The following is a 16,782-nucleotide window of genomic DNA, read 5'->3' on the forward strand; positions in this document are numbered from 1 at the left end:
CCGTCGCAGCCGGATGGAGCCTCAGAGTTCTGTGCATGCCGTAGTGCGTTCGCAGGGACGACGAGTTGAGGAAATATCTGAGGCAACGTCATTGCGGGGAGAAAGGCGACGAAGCAATCCACTGTTTCATCCGGCTGCGCCATGGATTGCTTCGCTGGCGCTCGCAATGACGGGGTTTTTGGATCGGTGCAAAGCCCAACTCGGGTAAACCCGCGTTGGGTGGGAGAGGGAGCGCACCGGCGTTGCCAAAACGAAGATGTCTTCTAATTAAAAATCGACCACCAATCCGTCCTAACGAAACCCTGCATTGTGAATTTGTACGGCCAACAGCTACTGACATTCTCCGACGCTGACGCTATATCAGCCGCGCCCGGCACGTCCGGGCTTTTGGCGTTGGATTGGAAACAGGACAAATGACGGGATCGACACGGTCGAGCGATGGCCTCGACGAGCGCCGCAAGCGGCTGTTGTTTCGCTGCTGGCACCGCGGCACGCGCGAGATGGACCTCATTCTCGGCCGGTTTGCCGACGCTAGGATTGCGGATCTCTCGGAAGACGAACTGACGCAATTCGAGGAACTCTTGGAGGTGCCGGATCCCGATCTCTATGCTGCGCTGACCGGCACCATGCCTCCGGCGCCGGAATACGCCCACTCCCTGTTCGACCGCATCAAGTCGTTCCGAACGGCGGATCATAACGCATGAAGGCCCCGACAAAATCGCCCGCCGAATTGCTGGCACCTGGCCGCGCACTGACATTTGCCAATGTCGCGGAGGGCGCCGAAGGCCTGATTGTTTCGGATCTGGCGCGGGCGCTGGCGGCGCGACCAAAACCATCGCCGGTGAGTCTCGCTGTGGTCTGCCGCGACGGTGCGCGGATGCAGCAACTCGCCCGTGCGCTGGAATTCTTCGCGCCGGATTTGCCGGTGCTGCAGTTTTCGGCCTGGGATTGCCAGCCCTACGACCGGGTCTCGCCGCATGGCGGTATCCTGGCGCAGCGGCTGACAACGCTGGCACGGTTGTCTCGCCTGCAAGGAAGCGACAAGCCGCTGATCGTGTTGACCACGGTCAATGCCGTCACGCAGCGGGTGCCGCCGCGCGAAGCGATCGCGGCGCAGGCGCTCTCGGTCGCCCCCGGCCATGTCGTGCCGATGGACTCCATCGTGTCGTGGCTGGAACATAACGGCTACTCCCGCTCCTCGACCGTGCGCGAACCCGGCGAATATGCCGTGCGCGGCGGCATCCTCGACCTGTTTCCGGCCGGGCTCGATCAGCCGGTGCGGTTCGACTTCTTCGGCGACAGCCTCGAATCGATCCGTGTGTTCGACGCCGAAACCCAGCGCACGCTGATGGACATGCGCGCGCTCGATCTGGTGCCGATCTCGGAATTCCAGCTCACCACTGAGACCATCCGCCGTTTCCGGATGGGCTATGTCGCGGCCTTCGGCGCGCCCGGACGCGACGACCTGCTCTATGAGGCCGTCAGCGAAGGCCGCCGCCATCCCGGCATGGAGCATTGGCTGCCGCTGTTCCAGGAACGGATGGACACGGTGTTCGACTATCTCGGCGATGCGCCGATCGCGATCGAGCCGCAGGGCGAGGACGCCGCGCGCGAGCGCTTCAAGCAGGTCGCCGATTACTATGATGCCAGGCGGGAGGCGATGGATCATCCCGGCGGCGGCGCGATTTACAAGCCGTTGCCGCCGGACCGGCTCTATCTGACCGAGGACGAGTGGAAGAAGCAGCTCGACGAGGGCGCTCTCGCGCGCTTCACGCCGTTTGCCGTGCCCGAAGACGCCAATGTTTTCGATGCTGGCGCGCGGGCCGGCCGCAACTTTGCCCCTGAGCGCAATGACAGCAATGTCAACGTGTTTGAAGCTGTCGTCGCGCACATCCATGCCTTGCAATCGCAGCGCAAGAAGGTCGTGGTCACGCTCTGGAGTGAGGGTTCACGCGACCGCATGCGCAGCATGCTGAACGACCATAAGCTGGTCAACCTCACCAACGTCAATGCGTGGCGCACGGTGCAGGCCACCCCGCGCAACGAGGCGATGCTCGCCGTGCTCGGCATGGAGTCGGGCTTCGAGACCGACGACGTCGCCGTCATCACCGAACAGGACATCCTGGGCGACCGCCTGGTGCGGCCGCGCAATTCGAACCGCAAGCTCGACAACTTCATCTCGGAGGTGACGAGTCTCGCAACCGGCGACATCGTCGTCCATGTCGAGCACGGCATCGGCCGCTTCGTCGGGCTGCAGACCCTCGAAGTGTCCGGCGCGCCGCATGATTGCCTCGAGCTGCATTATGCCGCCGACACAAAACTGTTCCTGCCGGTCGAGAACATCGAGCTGCTGTCGCGCTACGGCTCGGACCAGACCAATGTCGAGCTCGACCGGCTCGGCGGCACGGGTTGGCAGACGCGTAAAGCCAGGCTGAAGAAACGCATTCGCGAGATCGCGGGCGAGCTGATCAGGATCGCGGCCGAGCGCATGCTGCACGAGGCGCCGAAGCTGCCGGTTCAGGCCGGGCTCTATGACGAGTTCTGCGCGCGCTTCCCCTATGACGAGACCGACGATCAGCTCGGCGCGATCCAGTCGACCCTGAAGGACCTCGAGATCGGCCGCCCGATGGATCGGCTGATCTGCGGCGACGTGGGCTTCGGCAAGACCGAGGTGGCGCTGCGCGCCGCCTTCGTGACGGCCATGAGCGGCCAGCAGGTGGCGGTGGTCTGTCCCACCACCTTGCTCGCCCGCCAGCACTACAAGACCTTCGTCGACCGCTTCCAGGGCTGGCCGGTGCGCATCAGCCGCCTCTCGCGCCTGGTCCCGGCCAAGGAGGCCGCCGAGACCCGCGAGGGGTTGAAGAACGGCGAGATCGAGATCGTCATCGGCACCCACGCCATCCTGTCCAAGCAGATGGGCTTCCGCGACCTGGGCCTGGTGATCGTCGACGAGGAGCAGCACTTCGGCGTCAAGGCCAAGGAGAAGCTCAAGGAGCTGCGCGCCGACGTCCACATGCTGACGCTGACCGCGACGCCCATCCCGCGCACCCTGCAGATGTCGCTCAGCGGCATCCGGGAAATGTCGATCATCGCCACCCCCCCGGTCGACCGCCTGGCGGTGCGCACCTACGTCACCCCGTGGGACCCGGTGGTGATCCGAGAGGCCCTGCTGCGCGAGAAGTACCGCGGCGGCCAGGTCTATTACGTGGCCCCGCGCATCTCCGACCTGCCGGAGCTGCAGCGCTTCCTGCGCGAGCAGGCGCCGGAGGTGAAGTTCGTGGTCGGCCACGGCCAGATGGCGCCCACCGAGCTGGAGAACGTTATGGGGGCCTTCTACGACGGCGAGTACGATGTGCTGCTCTCCACCACCATCGTGGAGTCCGGCCTCGACATCCCGACCGCCAACACCCTGGTCATCCACCGGGCCGACATGTTCGGCCTGTCGCAGCTCTACCAGCTCCGCGGCCGCGTCGGCCGGGCCAAGATCCGCGCCTACGCCTACATGACCATTCCGGCCGAGAAGCAGATCACCCTGTCGGCCGAACGGCGCCTGAAGGTGCTGCAGTCGCTCGACAGCCTGGGCGCCGGCTTCCAGTTGGCCAGCCACGACCTCGACATCCGCGGCGGCGGCAACCTCCTGGGCGACGAGCAGTCCGGCCACATCCGCGAGATCGGCGTCGAACTCTACCAGCAGATGCTCGAGGACGCGGTCAATGAGCTGAAGCTGCAGGCCGGCGCCGAGGGCCAGGCCCTGGACCGGGGCTGGTCGCCGCAGATCAACACCGGCGCCGCAGTCCTCATCCCCGAGAACTACGTCCCCGACCTCAACGTGCGCCTTTCCCTCTACCGTCGCCTCGCGGACGCCGAGCAGTCCGCCGATCGCGAGGCGCTGGCCGCCGAGCTCATCGACCGCTTCGGCCCCATGCCGCCCGAGGCCGGCCAGCTGCTCAAGGTCGTGGCCATCAAGGGCCTGTGCCGCGAAGCCAACGTCGCCAAGATCGACGTGGGCCCCAAGGGCGCCGTCGTCTCGTTCCGCAACGACAGCTTCAAGAACCCCGCCGCCCTGATCGCCTTCGTCCAGAAGAACCAGATCCTCTGGCGCGTCCGCCCCGACAACAAGGTGGTGGTGAAGGGCGAATGGGAAACGCCGGAGCAGCGGCTGGGCGCCGCCGAAAAGGTCCTCGCGGAACTGGCCAGGCTGGCGGCCTGAGGTCCTTCTCCCCTTGCGGGAAAAGGAAGGGATCAGGCCAGCCGCTTGTCCAGGTACGCCCCCACCCGCCGCTCGACGTCCGGCAGGTTCTCGATCCAGAAGTGGCTGGCGCCCTCGATCACCTCGTAGTCGATGACGATGCCCTTCTGGGTGCGCAGCTTCGAGACCACCCGCTCCACCTCCACCGGCGGCACCACCGCGTCGGCCCCGCCGTGCAGCATCAGGCCTGAGGCCGGGCAGGGGGCCAGGAAGGAGAAGTCGTACATGTTGGTGGGCGGCGAGACCGAGATGAAGCCGTCCGTCTCCGGCCGCCGCATCAGCAGCTGCATGCCCACCCAGGCGCCGAAGTCGTAGCCGGCCACCCAGCACTGGCTGGCCGCCGGGTTGGTGGTCTGCAGCCAGTCCAGCGCCGTCGCCGCGTCCGCCAGCTCGCCGATGCCGGCGTCGAACTCGCCCTGGCTGCGCCCGACGCCGCGGAAATTGAACCGCAGCACCGAGAAGCCGCGCTTCATGAACAGGTGGTAGAGCTGCACCGCCACGGGATTGTTCATCTGGCCGCCCGCCTTGGGGTGGGGATGCAGGATCAGCGCGATCGGCGCGTTCTCGCTCTTGCCCTGCGAATAGCGACCTTCGATCCGCCCGGCTGCGCCGGTCAGAACCACTTCTGGCATGCCAACTTCCCGTGTCCGTGGCTGGAATACTTGACTGCTGCGCTAGGTCTTCCTAGATCGCCGGCATCCGGCAACCTGTTCGACGCCCGCGCAGGGCCGCGGCTTTAGCACAGGCGACGCCGGATGCGCGGAAAAACCAGCACGCGGACGGACTTGCCATGCGTCTCTCGACCAAAGGCCGCTACGCCGTGATGGCGATGGCCGACCTGGCCCGCCGCCAGGCCGAGCGCGCGGTGTCGCTCGCCGACATCGCCGAGCGCCAGGAAATCTCGCTGTCCTACCTCGAACAGCTGTTCGCCCGCCTGCGCCGCTCCGGCCTGGTGGTGAGCGCCAGAGGCCCCGGCGGCGGCTACCGCCTGTCGCGCGACGCCGCGACCGTCAGCATCGCCGACATCGTGCTGGCCGTGGACGAGCCGCTGCACGCCACGCGCTGCGAGCGCCACGCGTCCGCCGGCTGCATGCTGAAGGGCGAGCGCTGCCTCACCCACGACCTGTGGGACGAAATGGGCCGCAAGATCCGCGACTACCTGGAGAGCGTCTCGCTGGCCGACGTCGTCCTCGGCCGCCTGGGCTCGGATCGGAAGGCGGCATGACCGGCGTCTACCTCGATGGGAACGCCACCGCCCCGGTGCGGCCGGAAGCGGCGCAAGCGGTCGCCGCGGCCCTGGCCGCCGGCGGCAACGCCTCCTCGGTGCACGCCGCCGGCCGCGCCGCCCGCGCCCGCGTCGAGGCCGCCCGCGCCGACGTGGCCGCCCTGGCGGGCGCGCGCCCCTCCGCCGTGGTCTTCACCAGCGGCGGGGCCGAGGCCAATGCGCTGGCCGTCGCCAGCGCCGTGGCCGCCGGCGCCGGCCGGCTGCTGGTCAGCGCCGTCGAGCACGCCACCGTGCTGGAGGCCGCCCGCGCCTCGGCCGCCGCCGTCGAGCTGGTCCCGGTCGACGCCGAGGGGGTCGCCGACCTGGCCTGGCTCGCCGAGCGCCTGGCCCGCTGGGACCTGGCCGACGGCCGGCCGTTCGCCGCCCTGATGCTCGCCAACAACGAGACCGGCGTGATCCAGCCGGTGGCCGGGGCCGCCGCCCTGGTCCGCGCGGCCGGCGGCTGGCTGCATGTCGACGCCGTCCAGGCGGCCGGCAAGATCCCGGTGGATTTCGCGGGCCTGGGCGCCCACAGCCTCTCGCTCTCCGCCCACAAGCTCGGCGGCCCGCAGGGCGCAGGCGCGCTGGCCGCCGCCGCCGACGTCACCCTTTCCCGCCAGCTGCACGGCGGCGGGCAGGAGCGCGGCTACCGCGCGGGCACGGAAAACGTCCCGGGGATCGCAGGCTTCGCCGCCGCCGCCCGCGCCGCCCTGCGCGACCTTGCCCACGCCGCCGCCCAGGCCGCCTGGCGCGACGCGGCGCAGGCGCGCCTGGCCGCCGCCGGCGCGGTGGTCGCCGGGGCGAACGCGCCGCGCCTGCCCAACACCCTCTGCGTCGCCGCCCCCGGCCGCACCTCCGAGTTGCAAGTCATTGCGCTGGACCTGGCGGGCGTCATGGTCAGCGCCGGCGCCGCGTGCTCATCCGGCAAGGTGAGCGCCAGCGCCGTGCTGGCCGCCATGGGCCTGGGCGAGCTTTCCGCCTGCGCCGTCCGCGCTTCGGGAAGCTGGGCGACGACGGAAGACGACTGGGCGCGCTTCACCCAGGCCTGGATCGAGGCTAACGACCGTCACGCCGCGCGCCGCCGCGCGACGGCGGCCTAAAGGGAGGTCCGCATGGCCGCCGTCAAACAGACTGTCGAACACGTCGAGGCGCTGGAGTCGTACAAGCACGGCTTCGTCACCGACATCGACCAGGAGTTCGCGCCCAAGGGGCTTTCCGCCGACACCGTCCGCTTCATCTCCGCCAAGAAGGGCGAGCCGCCGTGGATGCTCGACTGGCGCCTGGAGGCCTACGAGCGCTGGCTGAAGCTGGAGGAGCCCGCCTGGGCCAAGGTCCACTTCCCGCGCATCGACTACCAGGACAGCTACTACTACGCCGCGCCGAAGACCGGGGAGGGGCTCAAGAGCCTCGACGAGGTCGACCCGGAGCTGCTGGCCACCTACGCCAAGCTCGGCATCCCGCTGAAGGAACAGGAAGTCCTGGCTGGCGTCGAGGGCGCCCCGCGCTACGCCGTCGACGCGGTGTTCGACAGCGTCTCCGTCGTCACCACCTTCAAGAAGGAGCTGGCCGAGGCCGGGGTGATCTTCTGCTCGATGAGCGAGGCGATCCGCGACCACGGCGACCTGGTGCGCCAGTACCTCTCCACCGTGGTGCCGGTCAGCGACAACTACTTCGCCTGCCTCAATTCGGCGGTGTTCTCCGACGGCAGCTTCGTCTACGTGCCCCCGGGCGTCCGCTGCCCGATGGAGCTCTCCACCTACTTCCGCATCAATGCGGAGAACTCCGGCCAGTTCGAGCGCACCCTGATCATCGCCGACAAGGGCTCGTACGTCTCCTACCTGGAGGGCTGCACCGCCCCCATGCGCGACGAGAACCAGCTGCACGCCGCCGTGGTCGAGCTGGTCGCCCTGGACGATGCGGAGATCAAATATTCCACCGTCCAGAACTGGTATCCGGGCGATCCGGAGACCGGCAAGGGCGGCATCTACAACTTCGTCACCAAGCGCGCCGATTGCCGCGGCGCCCGGTCCAAGGTCTCCTGGACCCAGGTCGAGACCGGCTCGGCCATCACCTGGAAGTACCCGTCCTGCATCCTGCGCGGCGAGGGCAGCTCGGGCGAGTTCTACTCGATCGCCATCACCAACGGCCGCCAGCAGGCCGACACCGGCACCAAGATGATCCACCTGGGCGCCAACACCCGCTCGCGGATCATCTCCAAGGGCATTTCCGCCGGCCGCGCCTCCAACACCTACCGCGGCCTGGTCTCGGCCCACCCCAGGGCGAAGGGCGCGCGCAACTTCACCCAGTGCGACAGCCTGCTCATCGGCAAGCACTGCGCCGCGCACACCGTGCCCTACATCGAGGCCCGCAACGGCCAGGCGGTCTTCGAGCACGAGGCCACCACCACCCGGCTTTCCGAGGACCAGCTGTTCTACGTCATGCAGCGCGGCCTCTCCCAGGAGGAGGCGGTGCAGCTGCTGGTCAACGGCTTCGTCAAGGACGTCCTCCAGCAGCTCCCCATGGAGTTCGCCGTCGAGGCCCAGAAGCTGGTGGCGATCTCGCTCGAGGGGGCGGTGGGATGAGGAGTTCACGCAATTCTCCCTTCCCCCTGGAAGGGGGAAGGGTCGGGGATGGCGGTGGCGCCGTTCCCGAAAGAGTCCCCCACGGACCAGCTTCCGGCGGCGTCGCCCGTGCGCGCCGCCTCCGCCGCGAAATGACGGTGGCCGAGCGAATGCTCTGGGCGGAATTGCGCAAGCTGAAGCTCAGCTTCCGCCGGCAAGCACCGATCGGCCGCTACGTCGCCGACTTCGCGCGCCCTGCAAGCCGCCTGATCGTGGAGATCGACGGACCACGCCACGATGATCCCCAGGTCGCTGGCCGGGACCTCGAACGTACCGCGTGGCCGGAAGCCCAGGGCTATCGCGTCGTCCGCTTCCCCGAGAAAAAGGTCCGTGACGCTTTGAGCGAAGTCGTCGAGCGCATTGTCGCGGAAGCCGCCCCACCCCCATCCCCCACCCTTCCCCCCTCCAGGGGGAAGGGAGAGGCGCCGTGGATTGTTCGATGATCGTTTTGAAAGACATTCGCTGATGCTGCGTATCCAGAACCTCCACGCCGACGTCGGCGGCAAGGAGATCCTGAAAGGCCTCGACCTCGTCGTCCCCGCGGGCGAGGTGCACGCCGTCATGGGCCCCAACGGGGCGGGCAAGTCGACGCTGTCCTACGTGCTCACCGGCCGCGGCGGCTATGAGGTGACCGCCGGCTCGGCGACCCTCGACGGCGAGGACCTGCTGGCCCTGGCCCCCGACCAGCGCGCCGCCCGCGGCGTGTTCCTGTCCTTCCAGTACCCGCTGGAGATCCCGGGCGTGCCGGCCCTGACCTTCATCCGCACCGCGTTGAACGCCCAGCGCCGCGCCCGCGGCGAGCCGGAGGCGACCGCGCCGGAGTTCCTGAAGCTCGCCCGGGAGAACGCCGCCGCCCTGAAGATCGACTTCGACATGCTCAAGCGCGCCTTGAACGTCGGCTTCTCCGGCGGCGAGAAGAAGCGGATGGAGATCCTGCAGATGGCGATGCTCAAGCCGCGCCTGCTGATCCTCGACGAGACCGACTCCGGCCTCGACATCGACGCGCTGAAGATCGTCTCCGAGGGGGTCAACGCCCTGCGCTCCCCCGACCGCGCCATGCTGGTGATCACCCATTACCAGCGCCTGCTCGACCACATCCGCCCGGACCGGGTGCATGTGATGGCCGACGGCCGCATCGCCGCCTCCGGCGGGCCGGAGCTGGCGCTGGAGCTGGAGCGCGAAGGCTACGACAAGTACGCGAGGGCCGCATGACGCTGGCCGCCGCCATCCGCACCGGCGACGTCACCCTGCTTCCCGGCAAGCGGGACGAGGACTGGCGCTGGACGGACCTGCGCGGCCTGATCCGCACCCTGCCGGGCCCCTCGGACGAGGAAACCGCCCCGCTGCCGCCCGGCCCGTTCGGCGTGCTGGGCGACAGCGAGATCGCCGTCGTCAACGGCCGGGTCCGCGACGGCGCCGCCAGCCTGACGGTGGCCGCGGGCAAGCGCTGCGTCGTGCGCCTGCGCTTCGTCGCCACCTGCTCGGAGTGCCGCCACGAGGGCCGCCTGACGATCAATGTCCACAGCGGCGGCGAGCTGATCCTGCTGGAGAGCCATGAGGGCCTGGCCCACGGCTACGTCGCCGCCGCCACCCTGGACCTGCGCCTCGCCGACGGCGCCCGGGTCGAGCGCATCGTGGTCGCCGGCGACGGGGAGGGGGCGGTCAACGTCGCCTGCGCCTCCGTCGTCATGGCCCCGAATTCCCGGTTCGCCCAGACCCTGCTCACCGACGGCGCCAGGCGCCAGCGGCTGGAGACCCGCCTCGACCATCCGGGCGGCGCCGCCGAGGTCCGCCTCGACGGCGTCTATCTGCTGAAGGGCCGGCGCCACGCCGACCTGACCACCGTCGTCGACCACGCCGGCCCCGACGGCGCCACCGCCCAGCTGACCAAGGGCGTGGTCGCAGACCAGGCCCGCGCCGTCTTCCAGGGCCGTATCGTGGTGGCGGAGGGCGCCGACCGCACCGACGCGCGCATGGGCCACCACGCGCTGGTCCTTTCCGACCGCGCCGAGGTCGACGCCAAGCCGGAGCTGGAGATCTACGCCGACGACGTCGCCTGCGCCCACGGCAATACGGTGGGGGCGCTCGATGAGGACGCGCTGTTCTACGCCCGCCAACGGGGAATTGCGGAGCCCGAGGCCCGCGCGTTGCTCACCGGCGCCTTCGTGGGCGAGGTGGTCGAGCGCATCGGCCACGAGCCCGCCCGCGAGGTCGCCCGCGCCTGGGTCGCCGCGCGGCTGGGGCTGGAGCTGTGACCATGCCTTTCGACGCCGAAGCCGTCCGCCGGGAATTCCCCATCCTGTCACGCCGCGTGCACGGCAAGCCGCTGGTCTATCTCGACTCCGCCGCCTCGGCCCAGAAGCCCAGGACGGTGATCGACGCCATGGTCCGCGCCATGGAGCACTCCTACGCCAACGTCCACCGCGGCCTGCACACCCTGGCCAACGAGACCACCGAGGCCTACGAGGCCGCCCGCGGCAAGGCCGCCGCCCTGATCGGGGCGGAAACCAACGAAGTAGTCTGGACCAAGGGCGGCACCGAGGCGATCAACCTCGTCGCCTCCGGCCTGGGCGCGGACCTGAAGGCCGGCGACGAGATCCTGCTCACCGAGATGGAGCACCACGCCAACATCGTCCCCTGGCACTTCCTGCGCGAACGCCAGGGCGTGGTGCTGAGGTTCGCCCCCATCACCGACGACGGCCGCCTGGACCTTGAGGCCTTCCGCAATCTCCTGAACGAGCGGACCAAGGTGGTGGCCTTCAGCCACATGTCCAACGTGCTGGGCACGGTGAACCCCGCCGCGGAGTTCGTGGCCCTGGCCCACGCCGCCGGCGCGCTCACCCTGATCGACGGCTGCCAGGCGATCGTCCACGAGCAGGTGGACGTGAAGGCGCTGGACACCGACTTCTACGTCTTCTCCGGCCACAAGCTCTACGGCCCCACCGGCGTCGGCGTGCTCTACGGCAAGGCCGAGCGCCTGGCGGCGCTTCGGCCCTATCAGGGCGGCGGCGAGATGATCGGCGTCGTCACCCAGGAGAACATCACCTACGCCGACCCGCCGCACCGCTTCGAGGCCGGCACCCCGCCCATCGTCGAGGTGATCGGCCTGGGCGCGGCCATCGATTGGCTGACCGCCCTCGACCGCCCGGCCATCGTCGCCCACGAAGCCCGCCTCTACGCCCGAGTCTCCGAAGGGCTCGCCGGCGCCAACTGGCTCCGCGTGCTGGGCGAGGCTCCGGGCAAGGGGGCGATCTTCGCCTTCACCGTCGAGGGGGCCCATGCCCACGACGTGGCCCAGATCCTCGACCGCTATGGCGTAGCCGTCCGCGCCGGGACCCATTGCGCCGAACCGCTGATGCGGCGTTTCGGCGTCACCTCCAGCGCACGCGCCTCCTTCGCCCTATATAACACCCTGGACGAAGCGGATTCCTTCGTGGACGCCCTGACCCGGACCCAGGCTTTTTTCGCATGACCCCAGATCTGTTCGCATGACCATGACCATGAACGACGCTGCAGCCCTTGAACCTCAGTCCTCGCCGCTTTCCCAGGCGGAGCTCGACGCCATGACCGACCAGCTGGTCGCGCAGCTCAAGACCGTGTTCGACCCCGAGATCCCGGTCGACATCTACGAGCTCGGCCTGATCTACAAGGTCGACGTCTCCGACGATAAGGACGTGGCCATCGACATGACCCTGACCGCCCCCGGTTGCCCGGTGGCGGGCGAGATGCCCGAGTGGGTGCATGACGCGGTCATGAAGGTGCCCGGCGTCCGCGCCTGCAAGGTGGAGCTGGTTTTCGATCCGCCGTGGGACCCGTCGATGATGTCCGACGAGGCGAAGCTGCAATTGAACATGTTCTGACCCATATTGATCATATGACCGACCTCGCCACCGCCCCCCGCGCCCGCCGCCCCCGCCCGAAGATCGTCAGCCTGACCGACGCCGCCGCCCTGCGCGTGCGCGAGATCATGGACAAAAGCGAGCGCCCCTACGTCGGCCTGCGTGTCGGCGTGAAGAACGGCGGCTGCGCCGGTCAGGAATACGTCCTGGAATACGCCGAGGCGGCCAATCCTCTGGACGAGGTGGTCGAGGACAAGGGCGTCACCATCCTGGTGGAGCCCAAGGCCGTGCTGTTTCTGATCGGCTCGCAGATCGACTACGAGACCAGCCGGCTCGCGTCGAAGTTCGTCTTCCACAACCCCAACGAAACCGACGCCTGCGGCTGCGGCGAAAGCGTCACCATCATCCCGGCCGAGGCAGGCGCCTGATTCCTCCCCTTGCGGGAGAAGCTCTCTACGAGGTCGCCGACCCGCCGTTCACCGGCAGCGTCTGCCCGTTGATCCACTCCGCCTCGTCGGACGCGAAGAACACCGCCGCCGCGGCGATATCGTCGCGCCGCCCCAGCCGGGTCGAGGGGATGGCCCGGATTTGCGCCTCTTCGAACTCCGTCGGCGCCGAGCCGCCCATCAGCCCGGTGGAGATCACGTTGCAGGTGATTCCCTGCTGGCCCACCTCGCGCGACAGGTGGCGCATGAAGTGCGCCGCGCCGGCCTTGGCCGCGGCGTAGAGCGACACGGTCAGGCCGCGGCTCGGCCCCATCCTTCCGGCGTCCGACGAGATGTAGATCACCCGTCCCCAGCCCCCGGCGATCATCGCCGGCAGGGCCGCCCGCGCGCAGTTGAGCGCGCCGTAGAGGTTGGCGTCCACCGGCGCCCGCCACTCGCCGGGAGCGTAGTCGAGGAACGGCCGCATCGACATGGGCGAGGCGCCGTGCAGGCCGGCGTTGTTGACCAGGATGTTCACCGGCCCCAGCGCCTGCGCCGCCTGGGCGAACCCCGCCGCCACCGCCGCCTCGTCGGTCACGTCGAAAGCGACGCCCGCGGCCTTGCCGCCGGCGGCGCGGATCTCCGCCACCGCCGCCTCCACCCGCACGGGGTCCAGGTCGTTGATCACCACCGCCGCGCCCTGCGCCGCCATCGCGCTGGCGATCCCGAATCCGATCCGCGCCCCGCCGGCCCGGCCAGCCCCGGCCCCTAGCCCCGCCCCGGTGACCAGCCCCACCCGCCCGTCCAGCCTGAACATGCGTCTCTCCCGCGGTCTGCGCCTTCGCGCCGTTGACCCCGGAGCCTACCCTGATCCGCCCATTCCGGCGAAGGCCCATAGGCGGTAAGTTTCGCCGCAGGGCTTTTCCTCCCACGTCCCGAAGAGGACGTGACGGTGGGCGAGCGGGCGCACTGCAGAACACGCGCCCCCTCCACCACCCGCTCGGAATTTACCTTCGGACCGGCCACAGGCCGGATACGGGGGGCGAGTGGTCCTCCTCCCCCCGTCCTCTTCGGGACAGGGGAGGAAAGGTTCGCCGTCGCTCTTAAATTACCGCCTATGGGCCTTCGCCGGAATGACCGGTCGGGGAGGCGATCCCCCTACATCTCCACGATGGTCCTGAACCCGCCGTAGATCATCCGCTTGCCGTCGAACGGCATGTCCAGGCCTTCGGGCTTCAGGCGCGGGTCGGCCATCACCTTGGCGTTGATCTCGTCGCGCTTCTCCCGCGACTCGTAGGTGATCCACGAGAACACCACCATCTCGTTGTCCTTCGCCTGCACGGCGCGGGGAAAGGAGGTGAGCTCGCCATAGGGCGTGTCGTCGCCGGCGCACTCCACGTAGGTCAGGGCGCCGTACTCCATCCACACCTCGCCGGCCTTGCGGGCGAAGACCCGGTAGGCCTCGATCTTCTCCTTGGGCACGGCGAGCACGAAACCGTCGACATAGGGCATGGTCGTCTCCTGTGGTTGACGTCTGAAAGACGCGCCCCGCCCGGTTCGATCCGACCAGGGCCGGTGAATTTTTTGAGTCGGCGGCGCTCGACGCCCGCCTTAGCCCGGCGCGGCGACCAGCACCGAGGGCTCCACCGGCCGCCCGGTGGCCTGGGCGATCAGCTCCTGCGTGCGGCCCTCCACCGCGGCCTCCAGCCGGCTCAGGAACTCGCCGCGGCTCAGCCCGGGCGGGATCGGCTCCAGGAACTCCACCGTCGCCGTCCCGGGCGTCTTCCTGAAGTCCTGCTGGCGCCAGAACAGCCCCAGGTTGGTCGCCACCGGCGTCACCGGCAGGCCGAAGTCCCGCTGCATGTAGAACACCCCGCTGCGGTAGCGGTACCGCTCGCCGGGCCGGGCCAGATGGCCCTCCGGATAGATCAGGATCCGCCGGCCCTCGGCGGCGGCCGCCGCCGCACTCTGCGACAGCGCCCGGCGCGCCTCCGGCCCGCCGCAGCTGTCCACCACGATCGCCCCCAGCTTGCGCAGCAGGCCGCGCAGCAGCGGAATCTTCTCCAGGTGGTCGCCAGTGACGAAGGCGAGGTTGTCGATATTGGCGAACATCACGAAGCCGTCGCCCCAGGAGTGGTGCTTGGCCGCGACGATGAACGCGCCCGCGGGCAGCCGCTCCAGCCCCTTCAGCTCCACCTTGATGCCGGCGATCCAGCGCATCGCCCACAGCATGCGCCGCGTGTAGAGCCGGATCGCCCAGGCCATCGGCGCGCGGCCGGGCAGGGCGGCCAGCGCCGCCGCCAGCAGCGCGTAGAAGACGGACAGCGTCCAGTAGGCGGCCGCGAAGGCTGCGCTGCGCAAGCCTAGCGTCCCTTGAACTTGGCCGGACGCTTCTCGATGAATGCGGTCACGCCCTCGCGGAAGTCCTCGGTCAGGCCCGCCTGCCGCTGCGCCGTCCGTTCGGCGTGCAGCTGCTCGGCCCAGGCCGCGTCCAGCCCGTCCCACACCAGCTTGCGGATATGGGCCAGTCCCTTCGGCCCGTCGGCGAGCGCGCGGGCGAGGCCGTGCGCCGTGGCCATCAACTCGGCGTCGGGCGTGCAGCGGTTGATCAGCCCCCACTCCAGCGCCGCCCGCGCCGGCAGCCGCTCGCCCAGCAGGGCGAGCTCCATCGCCCGCGCCTTGCCCACGAAACGCGGCAGCAGGTAGGTGGCGCCCCCGTCCGGCACGAGGCCGATCCGCCGGAACGCCTGCAGGAAATAGGCGCTCTCCGCCGCCACGATCAGGTCGCAGCACAGCGCGATGGAGCAGCCGATGCCCGCCGCCGGCCCGTTCACCGCCGCCACCGTGGGGATCGGAAAACCCCGCATCAGGCTGACGAAGGGGTTGTAGACCGCCTCGAGCACCAGGCCGGGGTCCTCCAGCGTCGGGTCGTCCGCGCGTCCGGCGAGGTTGGCGCCGGAACAGAACCCGCGGCCTTCGCCGGTCAGCACCACGCAGCGCGCGCCGGAGTCCGGCGCGGCGAAGCGCTCCATCGCCGCGCTCAGCTCCGCCACCATGTCGACGCCCGCCGCGTTCAGCGTGCCCGGGTCGGCCAGGGTGATCACCGCCACCCCGTCCTCGAGCAATGTCTTGACCTTTTTCAGCTCCACGCGGCCTCCCTGCCTCCGGAGGCGACTCTGCGGAGAGCGCCCCGCCTCAGCCTAGGAGGAAACGCCCGGCCGGAACAGCCGCGGCGGTTACGCCGCCTCGGACGTCCGCGTCGCGTGGGTCGTGCGGTTGCGCCCGGCGCGCTTGGAGGCGTAGAGCGCCTCGTCGGCCCGCTCCAGCAGGGCGTGTGCGCCTTCGCCCGGCCGCCGCTCGGCCAGACCTGCCGAGACGGTGATCGCCCCCAGGTCGTCGTTGGTGGAGCGCCGCTTCAGCATCCGCGACGACACCTCCTTGCGGATGTCCTCCAGGATGGCGAAAGCCGCCGTTCCGCTCTCGCAGGGGAAGATCAGGGCGAACTCTTCGCCGCCGTAGCGGGCGGTGAAGCGCGGCGGCGCCCCCATGCGGCCGATCACGCTGGCCACGAAGCGCAGCACCTGGTCGCCGGTCTGGTGGCCCCAGGTGTCGTTGAACTTCTTGAAGTGGTCGATGTCGATCACCGCCAGCGCCAGGGCCTCGCCGTTGATGTCCGCCTCGGAGCAGGCCCGCTCCAGCTCGTCGTCGAACGCCTTGCGGTTGGCCAGGTTGGTCAGGCCGTCGGTGGTGGCGTCGCGGCGCACCTGCTCCAGGTGCTCGCGCAGGCGGCTCACCTCCTCGGTGGAGTCCGCCAGCCGGCCCTCCAGCGCCTTGTTCTCCCGCGCCATCCGCCGGGTGGCCGAGCTCAAGGTCTCCACCGTCGCCTTCAGCGCCGTCGGGTCCTGGGCGTCGGTCAGCGACCGGGAGGCGTGGTTCAGGGTCTCGCCATAGGCCTCGCTGGACTTCTGGGCCGAATGGATTGCCTGGGAGACCGAGGCCAGTTCCTTCGACAGCGCGTCCCCGGCGTCGCGGATCTGGTCGTTCAGCCGCGCCTTGGGCAGGTAGGTCGCCGCCAGCTCGTCGCTCAGGTTGTCGGTGAACGGTTCGCCTGCCTGGATCAGCCGTGCGATCTCACGCCCCAGGGCGCTTTCCGGTGCGGCGACGAAGTGGGTCCAGAGCTCGAAGTTCAGCGCCGTCGGCCAGACCGCGTACCGCTCCATCGCGTCCATGGCCTGCCGCGCCACGGCATAGGCGCTAGGGCCGCGGAGCATAGTTTCGACGTCGGCAGGCATGATCGATTCTTCCTTGCGCGCGCCAGGCCCCCAAGACTCAGGCGCACGCATGCGACCTTACGGCGCAGTACCAAACGAGCGGTTAAAGAACG

17 protein-coding genes are annotated in these 16,782 nt (G+C 69.4%); 11 read left to right on the forward strand and 6 right to left on the reverse strand.

Annotated elements, in window-relative coordinates; all coding sequences use genetic code 11:
- Positions 1-413: 413 nt before the first annotated feature.
- Together VGL30_RS01200 and mfd are read left to right on the forward strand one after the other, a co-directional pair.
- Entirely contained in the window at positions 414-704 is a 291-nt protein-coding gene (locus VGL30_RS01200) for a succinate dehydrogenase assembly factor 2 (protein WP_331535930.1), read from the forward strand.
- Positions 701-4,210, forward strand: coding sequence for a transcription-repair coupling factor (gene mfd / locus VGL30_RS01205; protein ID WP_414694943.1), 3,510 nt, complete (start codon positions 701-703; stop codon positions 4,208-4,210). Before VGL30_RS01200 ends, mfd begins: the two co-directional genes overlap by 4 nt.
- A 32-nt stretch (positions 4,211-4,242) precedes the next feature.
- Here the strand turns inward: mfd and VGL30_RS01210 are convergent, their stop codons facing one another.
- A complete protein-coding gene (locus tag VGL30_RS01210; protein ID WP_331535932.1) occupies positions 4,243-4,881 on the reverse strand; it encodes an alpha/beta hydrolase in 639 nt (212 codons plus the stop codon).
- A gap of 158 nt (positions 4,882-5,039) precedes the next feature.
- On the opposite strand from VGL30_RS01210, the gene VGL30_RS01215 reads away from it, so the two are divergent.
- From VGL30_RS01215 to VGL30_RS01255, 9 genes are read left to right on the forward strand one after another with little or no spacing between them, the layout of a single operon-like run.
- Positions 5,040-5,474: an Rrf2 family transcriptional regulator gene (locus VGL30_RS01215; RefSeq protein ID WP_331535934.1), complete on the forward strand. Its 435-nt coding sequence runs from the start codon at positions 5,040-5,042 to the stop codon at positions 5,472-5,474.
- Complete coding sequence (locus VGL30_RS01220) at positions 5,471-6,613, forward strand: cysteine desulfurase family protein (RefSeq protein WP_331535936.1); 1,143 nt, start codon at positions 5,471-5,473, stop codon at positions 6,611-6,613. The genes VGL30_RS01215 and VGL30_RS01220 overlap by 4 nt, the downstream gene beginning before the upstream one ends.
- A gap of 12 nt (positions 6,614-6,625) precedes the next feature.
- Complete coding sequence (gene sufB / locus VGL30_RS01225; RefSeq protein WP_331535938.1) at positions 6,626-8,095, forward strand: Fe-S cluster assembly protein SufB; 1,470 nt, start codon at positions 6,626-6,628, stop codon at positions 8,093-8,095.
- A complete protein-coding gene (locus VGL30_RS01230; protein WP_331535940.1) occupies positions 8,092-8,577 on the forward strand; it encodes an endonuclease domain-containing protein in 486 nt (161 codons plus the stop codon). The genes sufB and VGL30_RS01230 overlap by 4 nt, the downstream gene beginning before the upstream one ends.
- A 22-nt stretch (positions 8,578-8,599) precedes the next feature.
- Positions 8,600-9,346: a Fe-S cluster assembly ATPase SufC gene (sufC, locus tag VGL30_RS01235; protein ID WP_331535942.1), complete on the forward strand. Its 747-nt coding sequence runs from the start codon at positions 8,600-8,602 to the stop codon at positions 9,344-9,346.
- Positions 9,343-10,389, forward strand: a complete 1,047-nt coding sequence (gene sufD / locus VGL30_RS01240; protein ID WP_331535944.1) for a Fe-S cluster assembly protein SufD — start codon at positions 9,343-9,345, stop codon at positions 10,387-10,389. Before sufC ends, sufD begins: the two co-directional genes overlap by 4 nt.
- 2 nt (positions 10,390-10,391) lie before the next feature.
- Positions 10,392-11,606, forward strand: coding sequence for a cysteine desulfurase (locus VGL30_RS01245; RefSeq protein ID WP_331535946.1), 1,215 nt, complete (start codon positions 10,392-10,394; stop codon positions 11,604-11,606).
- A gap of 28 nt (positions 11,607-11,634) precedes the next feature.
- Positions 11,635-11,994 carry an SUF system Fe-S cluster assembly protein gene (locus tag VGL30_RS01250; protein ID WP_331535984.1) on the forward strand — a complete coding sequence of 120 codons (360 nt, stop codon included), beginning with the start codon at positions 11,635-11,637 and terminating at the stop codon, positions 11,992-11,994.
- Between the two features lie 14 nt (positions 11,995-12,008).
- On the forward strand, positions 12,009-12,401 hold the full coding sequence (locus tag VGL30_RS01255; protein ID WP_331535948.1) for an iron-sulfur cluster assembly accessory protein: 393 nt from the start codon (positions 12,009-12,011) through the stop codon (positions 12,399-12,401).
- Positions 12,402-12,426: 25 nt separating this feature from the next.
- On the opposite strand, the gene VGL30_RS01260 is transcribed toward VGL30_RS01255, so the two are convergent.
- The 5 genes from VGL30_RS01260 to VGL30_RS01280 form a co-directional block, all read right to left on the reverse strand.
- The gene (locus VGL30_RS01260; protein WP_331535950.1) at positions 12,427-13,215 is read right to left on the reverse strand and encodes an SDR family NAD(P)-dependent oxidoreductase; all 789 of its coding nucleotides are present in this window, start codon (positions 13,213-13,215) and stop codon (positions 12,427-12,429) included.
- Positions 13,216-13,556: 341 nt separating this feature from the next.
- The gene (locus VGL30_RS01265; RefSeq protein WP_331535952.1) at positions 13,557-13,910 is read right to left on the reverse strand and encodes a DUF1428 domain-containing protein; all 354 of its coding nucleotides are present in this window, start codon (positions 13,908-13,910) and stop codon (positions 13,557-13,559) included.
- 99 nt (positions 13,911-14,009) lie between these two features.
- The gene (locus tag VGL30_RS01270) at positions 14,010-14,759 is read right to left on the reverse strand and encodes a lysophospholipid acyltransferase family protein (RefSeq protein ID WP_331535954.1); all 750 of its coding nucleotides are present in this window, start codon (positions 14,757-14,759) and stop codon (positions 14,010-14,012) included.
- Between the two features lie 2 nt (positions 14,760-14,761).
- Positions 14,762-15,547, reverse strand: coding sequence for an enoyl-CoA hydratase/isomerase (locus VGL30_RS01275; RefSeq protein WP_331535956.1), 786 nt, complete (start codon positions 15,545-15,547; stop codon positions 14,762-14,764).
- Between the two features lie 87 nt (positions 15,548-15,634).
- Positions 15,635-16,690: a GGDEF domain-containing protein gene (locus tag VGL30_RS01280; RefSeq protein WP_331535958.1), complete on the reverse strand. Its 1,056-nt coding sequence runs from the start codon at positions 16,688-16,690 to the stop codon at positions 15,635-15,637.
- Positions 16,691-16,782 lie beyond the last annotated feature (92 nt).

It is taken from the genome of Phenylobacterium sp. (assembly GCF_036502675.1).
Taxonomy (GTDB): Bacteria; Pseudomonadota; Alphaproteobacteria; order Caulobacterales; family Caulobacteraceae; genus Phenylobacterium.